The organism is Calidifontibacter indicus (assembly GCF_003386865.1).
GTDB lineage: Bacteria > Actinomycetota > Actinomycetes > Actinomycetales > Dermatophilaceae > Yimella > Yimella indica.
Genome location: NZ_QTUA01000001.1, coordinates 1371602 through 1387257, shown reverse-complemented (window position 1 = coordinate 1387257; position 15656 = coordinate 1371602). Strand labels below are relative to the sequence as shown.

Annotated in this window: 15 protein-coding genes; 5 read left to right on the top strand and 10 right to left on the bottom strand. The window is 68.9% G+C overall.

The annotated features are described in order from the left end of the window. Nucleotides 1-134: 134 nt before the first annotated feature. Nucleotides 135-677 carry a methylated-DNA--[protein]-cysteine S-methyltransferase gene (locus tag DFJ65_RS06640; protein ID WP_115922348.1) on the top strand — a complete coding sequence of 181 codons (543 nt, stop codon included), beginning with the start codon at nt 135-137 and terminating at the stop codon, nt 675-677. A 1-nt stretch (nt 678) separates the two neighbouring features. On the opposite strand, the gene DFJ65_RS06635 is transcribed toward DFJ65_RS06640, so the two are convergent. After that, on the bottom strand, nt 679-1812 hold the full coding sequence (locus DFJ65_RS06635; protein WP_245950061.1) for a glycosyltransferase family 4 protein: 1134 nt from the start codon (nt 1810-1812) through the stop codon (nt 679-681). Nucleotides 1813-1846: 34 nt separating this feature from the next. On the opposite strand from DFJ65_RS06635, the gene DFJ65_RS06630 reads away from it, so the two are divergent. Further along, nucleotides 1847-2644 (top strand): PIG-L deacetylase family protein, encoded by a 798-nt coding sequence (locus DFJ65_RS06630; protein ID WP_425452961.1) that lies wholly within the window; start codon nt 1847-1849, stop codon nt 2642-2644. Beyond that, nucleotides 2641-3741, top strand: coding sequence for a lysylphosphatidylglycerol synthase transmembrane domain-containing protein (locus DFJ65_RS06625; protein WP_115922345.1), 1101 nt, complete (start codon nt 2641-2643; stop codon nt 3739-3741). The genes DFJ65_RS06630 and DFJ65_RS06625 overlap by 4 nt, the downstream gene beginning before the upstream one ends. Before the next feature lie 30 nt (nt 3742-3771). Here DFJ65_RS06625 and DFJ65_RS06620 read toward each other — a convergent pair whose 3' ends face one another. After that, nucleotides 3772-4623, bottom strand: a complete 852-nt coding sequence (locus DFJ65_RS06620) for a phosphatase PAP2 family protein (protein WP_147301335.1) — start codon at nt 4621-4623, stop codon at nt 3772-3774. A gap of 247 nt (nt 4624-4870) precedes the next feature. Here DFJ65_RS06620 and DFJ65_RS06615 point away from each other — a divergent pair, with 247 nt between their 5' ends. Next, on the top strand, nt 4871-6316 hold the full coding sequence (locus tag DFJ65_RS06615) for a sugar porter family MFS transporter (protein ID WP_115922343.1): 1446 nt from the start codon (nt 4871-4873) through the stop codon (nt 6314-6316). 167 nt (nt 6317-6483) lie between these two features. Here DFJ65_RS06615 and guaA read toward each other — a convergent pair whose 3' ends face one another. The 8 genes from guaA to DFJ65_RS06575 all read right to left on the bottom strand — a co-directional run bounded on the left by guaA (nt 6484) and on the right by DFJ65_RS06575 (nt 15160). Then, entirely contained in the window at nt 6484-8061 is a 1578-nt protein-coding gene (gene guaA, locus DFJ65_RS06610; RefSeq protein ID WP_115922342.1) for a glutamine-hydrolyzing GMP synthase, read from the bottom strand. 9 nt (nt 8062-8070) lie between these two features. Continuing rightward, nucleotides 8071-8436, bottom strand: a complete 366-nt coding sequence (locus DFJ65_RS06605) for a DUF3817 domain-containing protein (RefSeq protein WP_115922341.1) — start codon at nt 8434-8436, stop codon at nt 8071-8073. Beyond that, nucleotides 8429-9217 carry an SURF1 family protein gene (locus tag DFJ65_RS06600; protein ID WP_147301334.1) on the bottom strand — a complete coding sequence of 263 codons (789 nt, stop codon included), beginning with the start codon at nt 9215-9217 and terminating at the stop codon, nt 8429-8431. The genes DFJ65_RS06605 and DFJ65_RS06600 overlap by 8 nt, the downstream gene beginning before the upstream one ends. 60 nt (nt 9218-9277) lie before the next feature. Beyond that, nucleotides 9278-10201, bottom strand: a complete 924-nt coding sequence (locus tag DFJ65_RS06595; RefSeq protein ID WP_115922339.1) for a PDDEXK family nuclease — start codon at nt 10199-10201, stop codon at nt 9278-9280. A gap of 99 nt (nt 10202-10300) precedes the next feature. After that, a complete protein-coding gene (locus DFJ65_RS06590; protein WP_115922338.1) occupies nt 10301-12004 on the bottom strand; it encodes a GMC oxidoreductase in 1704 nt (567 codons plus the stop codon). Further along, nucleotides 12001-13605, bottom strand: coding sequence for a succinic semialdehyde dehydrogenase (locus DFJ65_RS06585; protein WP_115922337.1), 1605 nt, complete (start codon nt 13603-13605; stop codon nt 12001-12003). The genes DFJ65_RS06590 and DFJ65_RS06585 overlap by 4 nt, the downstream gene beginning before the upstream one ends. 122 nt (nt 13606-13727) lie before the next feature. After that, nucleotides 13728-14849 (bottom strand): GuaB3 family IMP dehydrogenase-related protein, encoded by a 1122-nt coding sequence (locus DFJ65_RS06580; protein WP_115922336.1) that lies wholly within the window; start codon nt 14847-14849, stop codon nt 13728-13730. 59 nt (nt 14850-14908) lie between these two features. Continuing rightward, nucleotides 14909-15160, bottom strand: coding sequence for a hypothetical protein (locus tag DFJ65_RS06575; protein ID WP_115922335.1), 252 nt, complete (start codon nt 15158-15160; stop codon nt 14909-14911). 13 nt (nt 15161-15173) lie between these two features. Between DFJ65_RS06575 and DFJ65_RS06570 the strand changes: the two genes are divergently transcribed. Beyond that, the gene (locus DFJ65_RS06570; RefSeq protein WP_170144010.1) at nt 15174-15608 is read left to right on the top strand and encodes a hypothetical protein; all 435 of its coding nucleotides are present in this window, start codon (nt 15174-15176) and stop codon (nt 15606-15608) included. Nucleotides 15609-15656: the final 48 nt, after the last annotated feature.

Here is a 15656-nt window from a genome sequence, read left to right as displayed (position 1 = left end):
GGCGAGGTCGTGCTCGTCGCCGCCGCGATGCTGTCGGCCCACTCCGGCTCCGACCTGAGCCCGCACTTCGTCGCGCTGGCCGTGGTGCTCGGAGCAACCACCGGTGACTCGATCGGCTACGGCATCGGCCGGCGATACGGCGATCGGATGTTCCGCAAGCTGTCGACGAAGTTCCCGAAACACATCAACGACGACGTCACGGCGAACTCACCATCGTCGCCGACGACGACGCGATCGTCGGGGCCTACTTCCCCGGACACTGGGTCAAACCGGCGCAGGACGACTTCGGACCGCAGGTCGAGCCGACCTCGGATGATGTGCTCGGGCTCGCCACGACGCAATTCGCGCAGTACTTCCGCCGCGAGCGCACCACCTTCGACCTGCCGCTGCGCACCCACGGCGATCCGCTGTCGGAGCGGGTCTGGGATCTGCTGATGGCGATCCCGTACGGTGCGAAGACCACCTACGGCGCGATCGCGCGCGAACTCGGCAACCCGAACATGGCGCAGGCCGTGGGGCGCAGCGTCGGACACAACCCGATCAGCATCGTCATCCCCTGCCACCGCGTCGTCGGGTCGGACGGTTCGCTCACCGGTTACGCCGGGGGGCTCGACCGCAAACGGTTCCTGCTCGACCCCAAGGAACCGGCAGAGGCCAAGGCGGCCCGGCTGTTCTGACTCAGCTCTCGCGCATCTGGTCGATGGCGCGGGCGTACTCCGCCTCGACCATCAGCACGACGCTGTCCCACGACTCCTTGGGCAGCACCTCGGTGTTGTGTCGGATCATCCCCTCGCGCAGTTCGCGATCGGACGCCAATCGGGCGAGCGCATCGGCCATGCCGGCGTCGTCGCCGGCGAGCAGTCCGTTGACGCGGTGCTCGATGAACTCCGACACACCGCTCTTACGCGGCGCCACCACCGGCAACCCGGTCGTCCGCGCCTCCAGCGCCGCGATGCCGAACGCCTCCAGCTCGGCCGGCGCGATGTAGATGTCGCTCAGCCGGTAACGCTCCTGCACCTGGGTGCGGGTCATCCGCCCCGGAGCGCTGAACCACTCCTGCGCGCCCAGTTCACGGGCGCGATGCTCGACCTTCGGTCGCAGCGGCCCCTCTCCCAGCACCTCCAGCCGCAGGTCGATGTCAGGCACCTGGCGGCGCGCCTCGTGCACGATGTCGAGCAGTTCCAGCGGCCGTTTGCGCCCCATCAACCGCATGGCCGAGACGATCCGCACCGGTTCGCCGTCCGCCTTGGGTGCGCGCGCGAGCGGCGCCCACTGCTCGGTGTCGATGCCGTTCGGCAGGATCGCCACCTTGTGCTGCAGACCGGCGAGCGACATCACCGATTGCGCCGCGACACCTGACACCGCCGACAACGCCGCGCCCGACTTCGCCCAGCGCGCCACATAGCCGGCGAGGCGGATCGGGCCCTCCATCCGGGCGTGCAGCGAGTGCCAGGTGACGGCGGTCGGCAGATCGAGACCGAGCGCGACCCGGGCACAGTCCATCGAGAACGGCGCCACCACACCCATGTGCACGTGCGCGACGTCGAACTCACCGGCCCGCAGCAAGCGGCGCAGCGTGGGCGGGGCGAGGGGGTTGATCGGTAGGCCGTGCGGCATCGGGATCGCGAGACGGTGCACCGGGATGCCGTCGATGATCTCGACCTCGTTGCGCTGCTGACCCGGTTCGCGGGTGGCGGTGAAGGCGACGACCTCGTGACCTGCCCTGCGTAGGTTGCGGGCCAGGTCGTGCACCTGGACCTCGATACCGCCCAGCCTGGGCAGGTAGCAGTCCGACAAAAGGGCCACCTTCACGGGCGTAAGCATGTCATGCGCGAGAATGTCGGCGATGTCGCACACACTGGTCGCGTTCCATGCGCACCCCGACGACGAAGCCCTGCTCACCAGCGGAACGATGGCCAAGGCCGCGGCGGCGGGGCATCGTGTGGTGCTCGTGACGGCGACCGACGGGGGTTTGGGTTTGGCAGCGGGTGAGTTCCGGGACGACGGCGGGCTGGGTGCGCGTCGCCTCGGTGAGTTGCGTCGCAGCGCGGACGCGCTGGGCGTCGCCCGCGTGGTGCACCTCGGCTATGCCGACTCCGGCATGGACGGTGACCCTCCCACGAACTCGCTGGTGGCCGCGTCGGTCGAGGATGCCGCCGACAGGCTCGCTGCGGTGCTCGACGAGGAACACGCCGAGGTGCTCACCAGCTACGACCCACAAGGGGGCTACGGCCACCGCGACCACGTGCGGGTGCACCACGTCGCGGCCCGCGCCGCCGAACTCGCCGGCACCCGACGGGTACTGCAGGCGACGGTGCCGCGCGACCTGCTCGTCAATGCCCTAAAAGCCACCTCGAAGGTGTACAAGTTCCCCGACGCGTTCGACATGGAGGTCTACGAGCGCGCGTTCAGCGCCCGCGCACAGATCACCCACCGCATCGACGTCCATCGCCACATCGCGGCCAAGCGGGCGTCGATGGCGGCACACGCTTCGCAGGCGACGGCCGACGACGGCGACCGCACGCTGGCCGCGTTCCTGCGCATCCCGCGTCCGCTCTACGACCTCGTCTTCGGTCGCGAGTGGTTCGTCGACCCGCAGCACGACGGCCCGGTCGCGCGTGACATCTTCGCGGGACTGCCATGACCGAACCCACTGGCGACGCATCCGTCGACATCGAACTCGCGGAGGACACCCAGGACCTCCAGCCCGAGATGCCCAAGCTCACCTGGAAGAGCGTGCTCAACGTGGTGCTCGGCATGGCGCTGGCCGCCGCCCTGATCATCTGGGGTCTGCCGTGGCTGGCGAAGACCACTTGGACAGACATCGGCCACCACCTGCGGTCGGTCGGTGTTCTCTCGTCGCTCGGCTTCGCCGGCCTGATGCTGCTGGGCCTGTGGATCTACACGTTCACCCTCACCGCAGCCTGGCCCGGCATCAGCCACACTAAGGCCGCGATCGTCAACGTCACCGGATCGGCCGTGGCCAACACGATGCCCGGGGGCGGCGCCACCGCGCTCGCCGCGAGTTGGATGATCCTGCGTTCGTGGGGGTTCAAGCGGCGCGCCATCTCCACCGGCCTGATCGTCAGCGGCATCTGGAACGTCCTCGCCCGAATCGCCTTGCCGCTCATCGGCATCGCAATGGTCTCGCGAAACTCACAGGCGCTGCCGTCGGCCGTCAGCACCGGCGCGTGGTGGGGCGCCGTGCTCGGCCTCATCCTGCTCATCGCCTTCGTCGTCGCGCTCACCAGCCCCGTGCGCACCGCCACACTCGGCGCATGGCTCGACCTGCGGGTCAGCCCCTTGCTCGGCCGCCTGTGCAAGGGACGCCGTCCGCGCCTGGAGCACCTGCTCATCGACCAGCAATCGCGGATGTCGGCGCTCACCCGGCGCGGCTGGTTCCCGCTGACGATCGGTGTCATCGGGCAGCTCTTGGTGTGGTTCGTGTTGTTCTGGCAGATCATGCGGGCCGTCGGCGTCGACCTGCCGGTGAGCGACCTGTTCGCCGCATACGCCATCGGCAGCCTGTTGCGCGCCGTCGGCATCACCCCGGGCGGCCTCGGCGTCGCCGAAGCCGGAATCATCCTGGTGCTGTCCAGTTGGGGCGCCGATCAACCGGCGGCCGCCGCCGGAGCGTTGTTGTTCGCGATCTTCACCCACGTGGCCGAGATCCCGCTCGGCGCGATCGGCTGGTTCGCCTGGTGGGTCGGGCCGAAGGTGCCGCACGCCGCGTCCGACTGACCGCGTCCGACCGACTCCTACCACCCGGGCTCAGCGCAATTCGCGTTCGGCGTACCACGCCGTCCAGGCCACGGTGCCGGCGCAGGCACCCGCCACCGTCGCGAGCACCACGAACGCGCCGATCCGTTCGATCCCCTGCCCGGCAAGGGTGAAACCCAGCGCGAAGAAGACGGCGCACGACAGCGCCGTGCCAAGCACCGCAAGGCCAAGGTAGAGACCCCCGCGGCTGCGCGTCGGGCGGGGGCCGCGTTGTTGCAGCGCGGCCAACAACACCGCACCCGCGGCCCAGCCGAGACACACGCAGGCCGCCGCCACCACGTCGGACGGGCGGTGCCAGCGTCCGGCGATGGTGCCGACGCCGATCGTGCACGCGACGACCATGCCCACCAGGGTGACGGCCGGACGCCACGCGCGCGGCGCCACCAGCACAGCACCCAACGCCCACAGCAACGCTGCCGTGCTGTGGCCGCTCGGGAGGGCGTTCTGCATCGTGCCCACCCGGTCGAGCACCTGATACTTCAGCACCTGCGTCGTGAGCGTCGCGCCCACCACCAGCACGCCGGTCGCCGCCGCGATCGCGTACCTCCGCCTGGCCAGCGCGACCCCCATGCTCACCAGCAGCGTCACGGCCACCGTCATCGGTGACACCGTCTGCACGAACCGCATGATCCGGCCAAATGCCTCCGGCGGGCCGCCGAGGATCCCCATCAGCCGGGTGTCCCAGTCGGCGCCGGTCCAGGTGTGCAGGAAGATCCGCACCAACATCACGCCGACACCGAGAGCGAAGGTGATCGCGCCACCGGCCCACAGCGCGGACGACAACGGCACACGCCGCGCGTTGTGCTCCCGCTGCGGCGTGACGTGGATGGGTCGGGTCGTCATGGACATCGGTGGGTACAACGAACGACGGACCTTTTCCTATCCGGGCCTCGCGTCGGCCCGGCGTCGGCCCTGCGTCGGCCCGGCGAAGCCGACCCGGTGATTCGGCCCGCGAGCGACCCCGAAGGCGTAGCGTCGTGCCTTGCCTCAGCGGCACCATCGCCACCACGAGACACAACGTGGTCACCACGGATACCTCAGAACACCGGCGCGGGTCGCCCGCCCCGTCCGCACCCCAGGAGGCTCATCGATGAGCGAGCACGCACCCGTCCCTGACGGCGAATCCATCTACGACGACAGCGATACCAGCAGCGGTCGCAGCGCCGTCCGCATCGCCTCGGTCGCTGCTCTCGGCGGTTTCCTCTTCGGTTACGACAGCGCGGTGATCAACGGCGCGGTGTCGGCGATCGAGACGAGGTTCGAGGTCGGCTCCGCCTCCCTCGGGTTCGCCGTCGCGTCCGCGCTGCTCGGTGCGGCCGCAGGAGCGATCTACGCCGGCCGCCTCGCCGACCGGGTCGGCCGACTCGCCGTCATGAAGCTCGCCGCCGTCCTGTTCTTCGTCAGCGCCCTCGGCGCCGGTTTCGCCCAGTCGCTCTGGATGCTCGTGGTGTTCCGGATCGTCGGCGGCCTCGGCGTCGGCGCCGCCTCGGTGATCGCACCCGCGTACATCGCCGAGATCGCGCCCTCCGCCATCCGCGGCCGGCTCGGATCGCTCCAACAACTCGCGATCGTCACCGGCATCTTCTGTTCGCTGCTGGTCGACTACCTCTTCGCCAACGCCGCCGGATCGTCGCACGACACCCTGTGGTTCGGGCTCGAGGCATGGCGCTGGATGTTCCTCGCCATGGCAGTGCCTGCCGTCGCCTACGGTGTGCTGTCGCTCACCATCCCCGAGTCGCCGCGCTACCTGATCGCCACCCACAAGATCCCCGAGGCGCGCAGGGTGCTCTCGACCCTGCTCGGACAGCGCAACCTCGAAGTGCGGATCGACCGCATCCAGCGGTCGCTGCACAGCGAGAAGAAGCCGTCGATGGCCGATCTGAAGGGGCCGGCGCTCGGACTCATGCCGATCGTCTGGGTCGGCATCCTGCTGTCGGTCTTCCAACAGTTCGTCGGCATCAACGTGATCTTCTACTACTCGAACGTGCTGTGGGAGGCCGTCGGGTTCAGCGAGAGCGACTCGTTCAAGATCACCGTCATCACCTCGGTGGTCAACATCCTCACCACGCTCATCGCCATCGCGACCGTCGACAAGGTCGGTCGCAAACCGTTGCTGCTCATCGGTTCAGTGGGCATGACCATTTCGCTGGCCGTCATGGCGTTCGTGTTCCAGACCGCCGACGTCGTCACCGTCGACGGGGTCGCCACCCCGCAACTCGGCGACGCGGCGGGTGTCGCGGCGCTGATCGCCGCCAATGTGTTCGTCATCGCTTTCGGGATGTCCTGGGGTCCCATCGTCTGGGTGCTGCTCGGCGAGACATTCCCCAACCGGTTGCGTGCCGCCGCGCTGGCCCTCGCCGCCGGCGCCCAGTGGGTCGCCAACTGGATCGTCACCGTGACGTTCCCGTCGCTGCGCGACGTCTCGCTCGGCATGACCTACGGCATCTACGCGGTCTTCGCCGCCCTGTCGTTCGTGTTCGTGCTGAAGTGGGTGCGCGAGACCAAGGGCGTGGAACTGGAGGACATGCCCGAGTGACAGCCACACCCGTAGTAAAGGGATCCGGTCGCAATTGCGACCGGATCCCTTTACTACGGGTGTAGTTGTCTACTCCCACTCGATGGTGCCCGGCGGCTTTCACCCCACGAAGTTCTCCGCTCCTGCGTCGCTCCGATACTTCGCGGGGACCCCGAAAGGCTCGAGACCTACTCCCACTCAATAGTGCCCGGCGGCTTCGAGGTGACGTCGAGCACGACGCGGTTGACCTCGGACACCTCGTTGGTGATGCGGCCCGAGATCTTCGCGAGCACGTCGTAGGGCACGCGGGTCCAGTCGGCCGTCATCGCGTCCTCCGACGACACCGGACGCAGCACGATCGGGTGACCGTAGGTGCGGCCGTCGCCCTGCACGCCCACCGAGCGGACGTCGGCGAGCAGCACGACCGGGCACTGCCAGATGTCGCGGTCGAGACCGGCCGCGGTGAGTTCCTCGCGGGCGATCTTGTCGGCGCGGCGCAGGATGTCGAGGCGTTCGGCGTCGACCGACCCGACGATGCGGATGCCGAGTCCGGGGCCCGGGAACGGCTGGCGCCAGACGATCTCCTCGGGTACCCCGAGTTCGAGACCGACCTTGCGCACCTCGTCCTTGAACAGCGCGCGCAGCGGTTCGACCAGCTTGAACTGCATGTCGTCGGGCAACCCGCCCACGTTGTGGTGCGACTTGATGTTGGCGGCGCCGGTGCCTCCACCCGACTCGACCACGTCGGGGTAGAGCGTGCCCTGCACGAGCCACTTCACCGGGTGCTGTTCGTCGCCGCGGTCGGCCACGATGTCACGGGCGGCCTGCTCGAAGACGCGAATGAACTCGCGGCCGATGATCTTGCGCTTCTCCTCCGGGTCGCTGACCCCGGCGAGCGCCTCGAGGTAACGGTCCTTCGCGTCGACGACGACCAGGTCGACGCCGGTGGCGGCCACGAAGTCCTTCTCGACCTGCTCGGCTTCGCCCTCGCGCAGCAACCCGTGGTCGACGAACACGCAGGTGAGCTGGTCACCGATCGCCTTTTGCACCAACGCCGCTGCCACCGAGGAGTCGACGCCACCGGACAGCGCGCAGATCGCGCGATCGGAACCGATCGTTTCCTTCACCTGGGCGGCGAGTTCGTCGACCATCGCGCCCGGCGTCCAGTCGGCGTCGAGGCCGGCGCCGCGCCACAGGAAGTTCTCCAACACCCGCTGGCCGAAGGTCGAGTGCATCACCTCGGGGTGCCACTGCACTCCGTATAGCTTGCGCTCGTCGTCCTCGAAGGCGGCCACTGCGGCACCGGGCGTGGTCGCGGTGACGCGCACGCCGTCCGGCGCCTTGGACGCGGAGTCGCCGTGGCTCATCCACACCGACTGCTGGTCGGGCTGTCCGTTGAACAGGGTGGAGTTGGTGTCGGTGATGGTGGCCTCGGTCGCGCCGTACTCGCGCAGGCCGGTGTGTTCGACGGTGCCACCCATCGCCCCGACCATCGCCTGGAAGCCGTAGCAGATGCCGAAGACCGGAACACCGGCATCGAGCAGAGCCGGGTCGAGCGAGGGCGCGCCCTCGGCGTAGACCGACGAGGGGCCGCCGGACAGCACGATCGCCGACGGCTGCTTCGCCAACATCTCCTCGGCCGTCATGGTGTGGGGCACGACCTCGCTGTAGAGGCTGGCCTCGCGCACGCGGCGGGCGATGAGTTGTGCGTATTGGGCGCCGAAGTCGACGACGAGGACGGGGTGTTCCTGGAGCGGGGCAGTCACCCGGGGAGTCTATCGAGCGGCCGGTGCGGCGACTGCGAGCTGCCCCTGCACCTCACGGGTCACCTTGTGCTCGAGCCAGAACGACAGCAGCGGCACGAACGCGGTGAGCACGTAACCGACCATCCGGCCCATCGGCCAACGCAGCTTCGTGCCCAGGTTGTAGACCGACGCGACGAACCCCATGAACAGCAGACCGTGCACCGGCGACCACCACGACAGCGCGTCGTTGCCCATGCCGCGCTTCAGCACCATCTCCAGCACCAGCACCAGCAGCGCGACACCGGCGATGAGCGCCATGATGCGGAAGAACTTCAACGCGCCACGCACACGGGCGGGGTCTTCGATGGGCTGCTCGGACGGGTACTGCTCAGACATGGGTCTCCTCGGACGGTGCGGTGCTGCCATTGTCGTCCGGGCGCGCGGCGCCCCGACGGGCGGGTGGGCCGTAGACCTCGTCGCGCAGCATCCGCCAGAAGACGTACACGGCGAAGATCGCGAACGCCCACCACTGAAAGGCGTACATCAGGTTGACGAACCGGAAGCCGTGGCCCGGGTTGGGCGGTGGCGGCGGCACCCGGGTGATCGACTGGTCGGTGGCGTTCGGCTGCTCCGAGATCGCGAACAGGAACGCGTTGTAGAGGTCGCCGTCCCACTCGTTCAGCAGCCGGGAGAGATCGATCGACCCCAGTTGACCCGCCGGATAGGTTCCGGTGGACGGCGATTCGCCGGGGGCGAGGCTGCCGACGACGCTCACCCGGGTTGCGGTCGGCTTCGTCGCCTGCGCCGGATCGGTGACGAAGCCGCGCAGGATGACCAGCCGCGCGCCGGTGCTCTGCTCGATCATCGGGGTGACGACCCAGTAGCCGGTCTTGCCGTCGAGGCGGCGGTCTGCGACGAGGAACTGCTTGTCGGGTTCGTAGGTGCCGGTCGCCGTGACCCGGCGCGACGACTCGACGCCGGGGAACTCCTGGTGCGGCTTGATCAGCGTTGTGATCGGCACGACCGGCTTCGTCGGCGCCTTCGCGACCTCCTGGTTGACGCCGCGGTCCTTCGCGACGTTCAGCTGCCAGAGGCCGGCCACACCCATCGCCGCCATCGCCACGACCAACACGACCAACAGTGCGATCCAACGAGGAGTGAACAACCGACGTAGCACCCCGTCAGCCTATGTCTCTACATCCGTAGTAAGCGAAAGTGGTCACAACTGGAACCACTTTCACGCAGCGCCCAGCACCGCCAGGCCCTGCCGAACCTGGGCGATGAACCGCTCCGGATACAACCGCAGCCCCAACAAGGGCACCCGAAGCACCTTGTCGCTGCCGAGCGTGACCGCATTCTGGCGGAGTGCGTCGTCGACCGGCCCCATACCTTCGTGGTGCTGCACACCGTCGATCTCGACCACCAGCCCGCACGGCCAGCGCACGTCGAGGTAAACGCGTCCGGATGAACCCGTACGGACCACCTGCTGGCTCGGAAGCGGTAACCCCTCCTGCCGACACAACCCGATGAAGTCGAGTTCACCGAGCGATTCGGACCCCGCCCCGATGTCGAGCGCCGTCCGTCGGATGAACTCGCGACGCTCGCGCACCCCGACCCACAGCGATGCTGCGATCAAGGTCTCCCCACTGAGGAGTCGTTGTTGCACGGCCATCGTCATGATCAGCGCGGCCTGCCGGTCGGTGCGGGCCCACGCAGCCGCCCGGATCGTCGCCACGTCGGGCCGCACGCACCGAAGACAGCCGCCGTCCAGCTCGCCGTCGAGGCGCTTGTTGATGTTGTGGACGACGACCCCGGACTGTTGCCTGCGATGGTCGAAGCGCGGCACCGAGACGTGCACCGAGTCGTCGGTGAAGTTGCGCAGACCGGCGTGCTCGAGAGCGGAGGTGCCGTCGAGTGCTGACACTCGGCCGGTCTCGAGCACCGCCGTCCACCAGTCGGTCTCCGCGCAGACTGCGAACGGCGCGACGACCAGGGTGCGTGTGCCGCGCCGGTGCCAGCGGCCGGCAGCAATTTCTGCCCGCATCGCCGCTCGTGACACCCCGAGTGCGCCCAGCTGGGAAACCGACACGACGCCCGCTTGGCGCAGGGCAACCTCATGGACTCCGGCGCGTCGCTCGCGACGCTCGCTCGACAGGGTCATCGGCACAGCGTCGTCCAGATCGGCGGGCGACGCAGAGCGCCTTGTGGACAACAGGAAAGTGGTCGCTATAGCGACCACTTTCCTTTACTACGGGTGTAGTCAGGCCGAGCGGACGGCGGGCAGGCCCAAATCGACGCCCGGCACCCGGGCAGCGGCGACGTCGAGGCGGCGGTACGGCTCGTCCTGCGTCGGACGCTCGTCGCGCTCCCCCGCGCCCGGCCAGCAGGCCATCGCCCGCTCCGCCTGGGCGGTGATCGTCAGCGACGGGTTCGCCCCGAGGTTCGCCGAGATCGCCGAACCGTCGACGACGTGCAGGTCGGGGTGACCCCAGAGCCGGTGGTAGGCGTCGATGACCCCGCGCTCCGCAGAATCGCCGATGACCACCCCACCGAGGAAGTGCGCGGTCAACGGGATGCCGAAGACCTCTCCCCAGGTGCCGCCGGCCATCGTCTTCGCACCGGTGACCTCGGACAATCGAGCTGCCATGGCGCGAATCGACTTGTGCCCCTGCGGAATCCACTTCGGGTTGGGCTCGCCGTGACCCTGCGAACTGGTCAGTCGCACCTTGCCGAACCGACGCCGTCCGGACACCGTGATCGAGTTGTCGAGCGTCTGCATCACCAGTGCGATGACGGTGCGTTCGGACCAGCGCGGGCCCCACGCGGTGCGCGATGCGTTCAGCGGCTGCCGCAGGAACAGGCCGAGGAACTCCTTCGCCTTGCCCGCCGCACTGTTGTCGCCGTTGACCAGCAGGGTGGTGAGCAGACCCATCGCGTTCGACCCGGCGCCGTAGCGCACATTCTCGACGTGGGTCGTCTCGTCGACGTGGAACGACGTCGTGATCGCGACGCCCTTCGACAGGTCGACGTTGTCAGGTGCCTTCACGGTCGCGGCGCCGCCGAGTTCCTCGGAGTTGGTGCGGGTCAGCACCCCGAGCGTGTCCGACATCCGCGGCAGGCGACCGGCGGCCTTCACCCGGTGCAACAGCGTCTGGGTGCCCCAGGTGCCGGCGGCGAGCACGACCTGAGCGGCGGTCGCCGTGCGGCGGTCCTTCTTCACCCACGCACCCGAGCGCTCTGTCGTGACCCGATATCCACCGTCCGGCAGTTGCTCGAGGTCGACCACGGTGCGCAACGGCTCGAAGACCACGCCGAGCTTCTCGGCGAACGCGATGTAGTTCTTCATCAGGGTGTTCTTGGCCCCCACCCGGCAGCCGACCATGCAGTTGCCGCACTCGGTGCACCCCGTGCGGGCGGGGCCCTCGCCGCCGAAGTACGGGTCGTCGACGGTCTTGCCCGACTCCCCGAAGAACACCCCGACCGGGGTCTTGCGGAAGCTCGCACCGACGCCCAGGTCGTTCGCGACGTCTCGCATCAACTGCTCGACGGGGCCTTCGCAGGGGTTCTCCTCGACGACACCGAGCATCCGCTTCGCGGTCTCGTAGTGCGGGCTGAGTTCGGCGTCCCAATCGGTGATGCCGGCCCACTGGGTGTCACCGAAGAAGGCCGGCCCGGGCTTGTACAGCGTGTTCGCGTAGTTGAGCGAGCCGCCGCCGACGCCCGCCCCCGCGAGGATCATCACGTCGGGCAGCTTGTGGATGCGCTGCACCCCGAAGCACTTGAGCGCGGGCGCCCAGATGTAGCGGCGGGCGTCCCAGGACGTCTTGGCGAAGTCGTCGTCCTCGAACCGGCGGCCCGCCTCGAAGACGTGCACCCGGTAACCCTTCTCGGCCAGCCGCAGGGCGCTCACCGAGCCGCCGAAACCGGAGCCGACGACGATCACGTCGTGGTCGAACCGCGTCATGACAGACCCGCCTTCTTCATCACCTTCAGGCCGGCGGTCATCGCCCGCGCCCAGGTCTTCTGCGAGATGCCCTTCGGGATCGCGAAGCCGGGGCCGTGCTGGACGGTGACGTTCTGCGACTCGGTGTACTTCTGGATGCCCTCGGCGCCGTGCCGGCGGCCCAGGCCCGACTGCTTCATGCCGCCCATTGGGGCACCGTTGCTGGCCCACGCGGCGGCGTAACCTTCGTTGACATTGACTGTGCCGCAACGAATCCGGTTGCCGATGCGGCGGCCGCGGGCCGTGTCGCGAGTCCAGACGGACGCGTTGAGGCCGTATTCGGTGTCGTTCGCCATCGCGATCGCCTCGGCGTCGGACGACACCCGGTAGACCGACACGACCGGACCGAAGGTCTCGTTGCGGCAGACCTGCATCGACTCCTGCACACCGTCGAGCACGGTGGGTTCGTAGAAGTACGGCCCGAGGTCGGGCCGGGCCTTGCCACCGGCCAGCACGGTGGCGCCGTGTGCGACAGCGTCGTCGACATGCTCGGTCACCTTGGCGAGTTGCTCGGCCGAGATCAGCGAGCCCATGTCGTTGCCCCAGTCGAGGTCGGCGCCGAGCTTCATCGCCTTGACCCGCGGCACGAAGACCTTCAGGAACTCATCGGCCACGCGCTCGTGCAGGATCAGCCGCTCGATCGAGATGCACAGCTGCCCCGCCGAGGAGAACATCGCCCGCACCGCACACTCGGCCGCGGCCTCGACGTCGGCGTCGTCGGCGACGTACATCGGGTTCTTGCCACCCAACTCCAGCGATGCGCCCACCAGCCGCTCGCCGGCCCGTGCCGCGACGGTGCGGCCGGTCGCGGTCGACCCGGTGAACATCACGTAGTCGGCGCGTTCGAGCACGGCGTTGCCGACCGCCGGTCCGTCGCCGAGCACCACCTGAAGCACACCCTCGGGCAGCCCGGCACGGTCGATGAGTTCGATCGCCCGCAAGGCGGTCAGGGCGCTGCGGTTGTCGGGTCGCAACACCACTGCGTTGCCGGCGACCAACGCCGGCAGGGCGTCGGTGATCGACATCGACAGCGGGTAGTTCCACGGCGCCACGATCCCGACGACACCCTTCGGGTGGCGCAGTTCGCGCGACTGGCTCAGCAGCGGCAGTGCGCCCAGGCGACGGTGGGTGGCGAGGTAGGACGGCCCCTTACGGGCGTAGTGCCGGCTCACCCCGGCGACGTCGAGCACCTCCTCGAAGGCCTGGACGCGGGTCTTGCCCGACTCGAGCTGGATGAGGTCCATGAGTTCGGTTTGCTGGTCGAGCACGAGGTCGTGCAACCGGCGCAGGAACACCACGCGTCGCTCCGGCGGCAGGCCCGCCCACCGCGACTGCGCGATGCGCGCCGCCTTGTACGCCGTCTCGACGTCGCTGACCGTGCTCTGGGGCAGGCTGCCCAGCACTCCCCCGGTCAGTGGCGTGACGCAGTCGTACGTCTGCGCGCCCGGCGAGGTGATCGCCCGGCGGGCCAGGCGTCCGGCGAGCCCGGGAGCGATGACGTGCGGAGGCGTGCTCTGCGGCAGGGCGCTCGAAGACGTGTCGGACGGCAGCAGATCGGTCATTACTCCACAGTAGGCATTGAACGTGTCCTACGTCACGCGAGACCGCCGAATGAAATCGGCGTGACTCCCACGGCTTCGCCGGATGCGGCGAAACGCGCGGCATCACGCCGATTCTCCGGTGGTCAGCTCTTCTGGTGCGGTGCCACGACGACCTCGACCCGCTGGAACTCCTTGAGGTCGAGGTAGCCGGTGGTGGCCATCGCCCGCTTGAGCGCGCCGATCACATTGGTGGTGCCGTCGGCGCCCAGGCCGGGGCCGACCAGGATCTCCTCGAGCGAACCGACCGTGCCGACCTCGACCCGCTCACCGCGCGGGAGGTCGGAGTGGTGCGCCTCCGAACCCCAGTGGAACCCGCGTCCGGGCGCCTCGGTGGCGCGGGCCAGGGCCGCGCCGAGCATCACGGCGTCGGCGCCGCAGGCGACCGCCTTCACGATGTCGCCGCTGGTGCCCATGCCGCCGTCGGCGATGACGTGCACATAGCGTCCGCCGGTCTCGTCCATGTAGTCGCGGCGCGCGGCGGCGACATCGGCGATGGCCGACGGCAACGGCACCTGGATGCCGAGGGTCTGGCGGGTCGTGTGCGCGGCGCCACCACCGAAACCGACGAGCACGCCCGCCGCGCCGGTGCGCATGAGGTGCAACGTGGCGGTGTAGGTCGCGACGCCGCCGACGATCACCGGCACGTCGAGTTCGTAGATGAACCGCTTGAGGTTGAGCGGTTCGGCCCGCCCGCTGACGTGCTCGGCCGACACGGTCGTGCCGCGGATGACGAACAGGTCGACGCCCGCGTCGACGACCGCCTTCCAGAACTCCTGCGTGCGCTGCGGCGAGAGCGCCCCGGCGACCGTGCACCCGGAGTCGCGGATCTGCTTCAGTCGCAGGCGGATCAGGTCTTCGCGGATCGGCTCGCTGTAGATCTCACGCATCCGCGCGGTGGCGTTGGCCGGGTCGAGCGCAGCGATCTCGGCGAGCAGGGGTTCGGGCGACTCGTACCTGGTCCAGAGGCCCTCGAGGTCGAGCACCGGAAGGCCGCCGAGCTTACCGAAGGCGATCGCGGAGTCTGGCGACATGACGGAGTCCATCGGCGCCGCCATCACCGGCAGGTCGAAGTGGTAGGCGTCGATCTGCCACCCGACCGACACCTCGTGCGGGTCGCGGGTTCGCCGCGAAGGCACCACGGCGATGTCGTCGAAGGAGTATGCGCGGCGTCCGCGCTTTCCACGGCCGATCTCGATCTCAGTCACCGGGCGAGCTTATCGGGGCGGCCCCTCGTCCCGGCTGCACACCACGGTCACACCACGGGTCAGGCTCCGCACTCACCCACGGCTGCGCGCGGTCCGCAATAGTTCGTGCCCCCGGTCGGGCCGCTGAACACCTGGTTGCCGCTCATCCGCAGCATGCCGCGTTGGCCGACACGCACGTTGCCGACGGTGACCGCCGTGACCTCCAGCGAAATGCTGCGGCCGCCGGCGGTGACCCTCTCGGTCGTCGGCAGGAGGCGGTAGCGCACGTCGGCGTAGAGCTGACAGCAACCGGACGAGATGAGCTCGTGCACGCGACCGTCGGCGGTGATCGTCAGGCGCCTGGTGTGGCCGTACCAGTCGCCGACCCAGACGGAGGCGAGTCTCGCGCCGGCGGTGCTGGCGGTGCTGGTCGCTGTTCGGGTTGTCGTCGAGGTCGTCGTTCGGGTTGTCGAGGTCTCGGACGGTTGGGTGCGCGTCGTCGTTGACCCAGTGGCCACGGGCGGGACCGACGTGGTCGTCACCTCGCCCGTTGCCGAACTGGTCACAGAACTGGTTTCCCAACTCGCGACAGAACTCGTCGTGGACGTGGTGTCAGCCGGACTCGTTGTCGGTGCGGTTGTATCGGACACAACCGACGATGTCGCCGACACGCCGGCCGCCGTGGAAGATCCGGTAGCCGGAACGTCACCGGAATTGCAGGCACTCAGCGCGAATGCTGCCGAAATTGCAACGATCAGTCCCCCGCGATGGCTCATGTGACGACGGTACGCCCGCGACCGCAATGAAGGGCATTGTTCGGCGGACAAT

Coding starts and splice junctions, on each gene's coding strand:
- DFJ65_RS06630 (WP_425452961.1), top strand. CDS start 1,847: ATGTCGCACACACTGGTCGCGTTCCATGCGCACCCCGACGACGAAGCC.
- DFJ65_RS06625 (WP_115922345.1), top strand. CDS start 2,641: ATGACCGAACCCACTGGCGACGCATCCGTCGACATCGAACTCGCGGAG.
- DFJ65_RS06620 (WP_147301335.1), bottom strand. CDS start 4,623: ATGACGACCCGACCCATCCACGTCACGCCGCAGCGGGAGCACAACGCG.
- DFJ65_RS06615 (WP_115922343.1), top strand. CDS start 4,871: ATGAGCGAGCACGCACCCGTCCCTGACGGCGAATCCATCTACGACGAC.
- DFJ65_RS06605 (WP_115922341.1), bottom strand. CDS start 8,436: ATGTCTGAGCAGTACCCGTCCGAGCAGCCCATCGAAGACCCCGCCCGT.
- DFJ65_RS06595 (WP_115922339.1), bottom strand. CDS start 10,201: ATGACCCTGTCGAGCGAGCGTCGCGAGCGACGCGCCGGAGTCCATGAG.
- DFJ65_RS06590 (WP_115922338.1), bottom strand. CDS start 12,004: ATGACGCGGTTCGACCACGACGTGATCGTCGTCGGCTCCGGTTTCGGC.
- DFJ65_RS06585 (WP_115922337.1), bottom strand. CDS start 13,605: ATGACCGATCTGCTGCCGTCCGACACGTCTTCGAGCGCCCTGCCGCAG.